Here is a 3,533-nt window from a genome sequence, read left to right on the forward strand (position 1 = left end):
TACGTATTGCTTTGTTAGAGCCTGCACCAAATATTTTTTTGTAGCATTTGGTGCAAACACTTGAAAATATTTTTTCATCTTGAAAATTAATACCTGTAATAATTACAATTTTAACTCCTAAATTATGGAAATGCTTTGCTACTTTAATAGCATCCGAGACATTATTTATTTTAATACCAGACAAAAAATCTAGTCAAATTGATTAGGAGTAATAATATCTGCTTGCGAATTATTTTTAAAAAAAGAAGTTATTTCAGGCTTAACAAACATCTGTTATTGTCTATTACAGGTCACATAAATATAAAATATCAGGGTTCTTTCGTTTAAATCTTGCAACAATTTTCAAAACAGCTTCGCAAATATCTAAAAGATCCCATATATCCTGTTAAAATAGCTTGACACTGTTTTTCTACTCCAAGAGCAAAAGACCTTCTACCAAATCAACTATATTTTGTTTGTTAAAAATTTGTCCTTGCCACTTTTGATAACCTGTATGATTGGAAAAATTGAACTGTATTGATAGGCCAAACATCAAAATTCATATTTTGCAAAGGATAAACTTTACTGCTTTATTTCCAACAGCCATATACTACATGAGATTGGATAGAAAGGTACTTTTGGGTTTGAGTAGGTATATTCATTTTGGAACTCTCCTTTATTTGGTTGGTATTTGGTTGTTTTTCAAATCTTTTTAGTTTTGATTTTTCATTTTACTATTTTATAATCTAAAACTATACTTCTATTCTAAATCAAAAATAAACTTATTTTGCAATTTATTTATGAATTATTATTTTAGTTTGGAAAAAATCAGTTTATTATCAAAATACTTCAATTTTTTTTTTAATCATTTAAAAAAAAGAATAGGTAATTTTTGATATAATAAAGTTAATGAAAACAAACGAAAAATAAATAAAAAAGAAGTAAAATAAAAATAAGTAAAATAAAAAAACGCCAAAACCAAACCAGAAAATAAAACCACCCTTAAATTGGGTAAAAAATCCAAAAAACAATTCAATAAACGGAAGTAATTTAAAATGTCAATTCTTTTAGAAAAAATAAAAACTTTACCGCCTAATCCTGGTTGTTATCTTTTCCAAAACAAAAATGATACCATCATTTATGTTGGCAAAGCCAAAAATTTAAAAAAACGCGTCCAAAGTTATTTTACCAAAAGCAATAACTTAAAAACAACGATGCTAATTGAAGAAACCCAAGATTTTTTCTACATTATTACTAACAACGAACAAGAAGCCTTAATTTTGGAAGCTAACTTAATCAAAAAACACACTCCTAAATATAATTTCAAACTTTTTTGGATGACAAAAACTTACCCTTATATTGAAATTACTAAAGAAAAAGCACCCACAATTAAAAATTTCGCGATTCAAACAAATTCCTCCAGGAAAATACTAATTTTTGGTCCTTATCCCAATCTTAAAAACACCAAAGAAACATTAAAATTCGTTGCATCTTTTATATCCTTTAAGAAGATGTCCGTTAGCATCAAAAAAACCGTGTCTTCATTTTCACATAAATCATCGCCTCGGTGCTTATAGCAGGAAAACAATTAATTATAAATCCAACATTGAGGCAATTACAACTTTAAAAGGAAATATCAAAGATACTTTAAAAAAATTACACCATTTAATGCAAACAGCTAGCGAAAAAATGTTTCGCGAAAAAGCCCAAGAATGCTTCGAGATATGTCTATTCAATCAAACAGACTACCAAAAAACAAATTATCAGCAATCAAAAACTCAAAAATTGCGATATTTTTTGCCTATGCATTTAATCAAGACCAAATATCAATTCAAATTTCTAAAAATGCGCCAAGTGAAATATCGTTGATTCTTATTCATAGCGTTTTTTCATATGTGGGCTTTGTGTGGGAAAACATTTTAACTTATCTTAATTGTTATTATCAAAAAAACCTTAAACCAGACATAATTATTACAGGCAAAAGCCAAGATGAAATTATTTTGCAACAAACGATAACGAATTCAAACTTTATTGGAACAAATCTTGCAACCAAAGTAAATATTGTCTATAGCGAGACAAAAAGAAACTTTATTTGCTAGCCTTAAAAAACGCTAAAATGATTTGCTTTAACAATAATTTAATCTATCAATCCAAAGACCAAAAATCCAAGAATCCTTAGATGTCTGGCAATTATTTTTAATAATAAAGATATTAAAAGAATTGATGTTTTTGAATTAATTCTCAACTATTTGGACAAGCCTTTGTGGCAGCAAGAATTGTATTTAATCATTTTGAATTTGACAAAAAACTTTATCGAACTTTTCACATTAAAGGCAAATTTCCTAACGAATATCAAGCTTTTGAAGAAACACTTACACGTTGTTATAACAAAGACAAGGAAGTTAAAAAGTGATTCACCAGATTTAATTTTGGTTGATGGCAGTTTAGGACAGTTAAGACAAAGCCAAAAAACTTTTAAAGAAACTAGGCTATGAAATTCCTTTTAGAGCATTGCAAAAAAATAACAAACATCAATTAACTCATCTTGTAACTTTGCAAGAAAAATTAATGTTGGAACAAAACCCTAATTTATTTTATTTTTTAAAAAGTTTAAGCGAAGAAGTCCATCGTTTCACTGTTGCTTTTCACCGCAAACCAAAAAAACAAACTAGATTATAAAACTACTTTATCAAATATAAAAGGAGTTGGCGCTGTTAGAAAAAGCCATCTTAAATCATTTTGAAAGTTTTAGAAGCCATCAAAAAAGCCACTTTTGCAAGATTTTTTCAAAAATAGGAATTAATCAAAAGTTGTTTTTGTTAATTAAAAAAGAGTTTATAAAAGTGGGCAAATAGACATTTATTAAAAATATTGATAAAAACATGGACAAAATTTTTGGAACACAGTGAAAAACAACCATCTAAATATTTTGAAATTAAAAACCAAAAAATCACCAAAATAAAAAAACAAACGCGAGGAGCAACAAATGGGTTTAACAAATTTATTTGAAATTGCAAAGTTCTTTAAAACCAAGTGGCGACCAACCCCAAGCAATTCAAAAAATTGGTTAATAATTTTAAACAAGGTTTACAAGAACAAATTCTTTTGGGAGCTACTGGCACTGGAAAAACTTTTACCATTGCAAATATTATTCAACATTTACAACAAAAACAAAATCAACTTGGTTATTGCTCACAACAAAACATTAGCAGGACAACTCTACAACGAATTAAAAGCCATGTTTCCAAATAATCGCGTAGAATATTTTTATTTCTTAATAATATGATTACTACCAACCAGAAGCATATGTAGCATCAAGCGACACTTACATTGAAAAAGACTCCAAAATCAACGATGAAATTGATCAGTTGCGTCATAGTGCCGCAGGTTCATTACTTAACCGCGATGACGTAATTGTAGTTGCTTCCGGTTTCGTGCATTTATGGGTAAGGCGACCTTAAAGATTATCAAAAATCAACACTACATTTACAAATTGGAGATAAGTACGAAGAAGGCAAAGCATTAATTAACAAGTTAATGAATTAAAATATCAA

Annotated in this window: 5 protein-coding genes and 2 pseudogenes; 6 read left to right on the forward strand and 1 reads right to left on the reverse strand. The window is 28.1% G+C overall.

Translation table 11 applies throughout. The features are described 5' to 3' along the window. Positions 1-184, reverse strand: a pseudogene (locus tag ACEW7V_RS01765) (hypothetical protein); the annotation flags it as partial. An 850-nt stretch (positions 185-1,034) separates the two neighbouring features. On the opposite strand from ACEW7V_RS01765, the gene ACEW7V_RS01770 reads away from it, so the two are divergent. The 6 genes and pseudogenes from ACEW7V_RS01770 to ACEW7V_RS01795 all read left to right on the forward strand — a co-directional run. After that, entirely contained in the window at positions 1,035-1,556 is a 522-nt protein-coding gene (locus ACEW7V_RS01770; protein ID WP_374695687.1) for a GIY-YIG nuclease family protein, read from the forward strand. A gap of 147 nt (positions 1,557-1,703) precedes the next feature. After that, positions 1,704-2,078 carry a hypothetical protein gene (locus tag ACEW7V_RS01775; protein WP_374695688.1) on the forward strand — a complete coding sequence of 125 codons (375 nt, stop codon included), beginning with the start codon at positions 1,704-1,706 and terminating at the stop codon, positions 2,076-2,078. 164 nt (positions 2,079-2,242) lie between these two features. Further along, positions 2,243-2,392, forward strand: coding sequence for a hypothetical protein (locus ACEW7V_RS01780; protein ID WP_374695689.1), 150 nt, complete (start codon positions 2,243-2,245; stop codon positions 2,390-2,392). Further along, positions 2,340-2,474, forward strand: coding sequence for a hypothetical protein (locus tag ACEW7V_RS01785; protein ID WP_374695690.1), 135 nt, complete (start codon positions 2,340-2,342; stop codon positions 2,472-2,474). Before ACEW7V_RS01780 ends, ACEW7V_RS01785 begins: the two co-directional genes overlap by 53 nt. Positions 2,475-2,490: 16 nt before the next feature. Beyond that, entirely contained in the window at positions 2,491-2,658 is a 168-nt protein-coding gene (locus ACEW7V_RS01790; protein ID WP_374695691.1) for a hypothetical protein, read from the forward strand. Positions 2,659-2,965: 307 nt separating this feature from the next. Continuing rightward, a pseudogene (locus tag ACEW7V_RS01795) lies at positions 2,966-3,533 on the forward strand (DEAD/DEAH box helicase family protein); the annotation flags it as partial.

The sequence above is a fragment of the Areca yellow leaf disease phytoplasma genome, from assembly GCF_041920595.1.

Bases quoted from the DNA above. Each gene is read 5' to 3' on its own strand.
- ACEW7V_RS01770 (WP_374695687.1), top strand. From the start codon at position 1,035: ATGTCAATTCTTTTAGAAAAAATAAAAACTTTACCGCCTAATCCTGGT.
- ACEW7V_RS01775 (WP_374695688.1), top strand. From the start codon at position 1,704: ATGTCTATTCAATCAAACAGACTACCAAAAAACAAATTATCAGCAATC.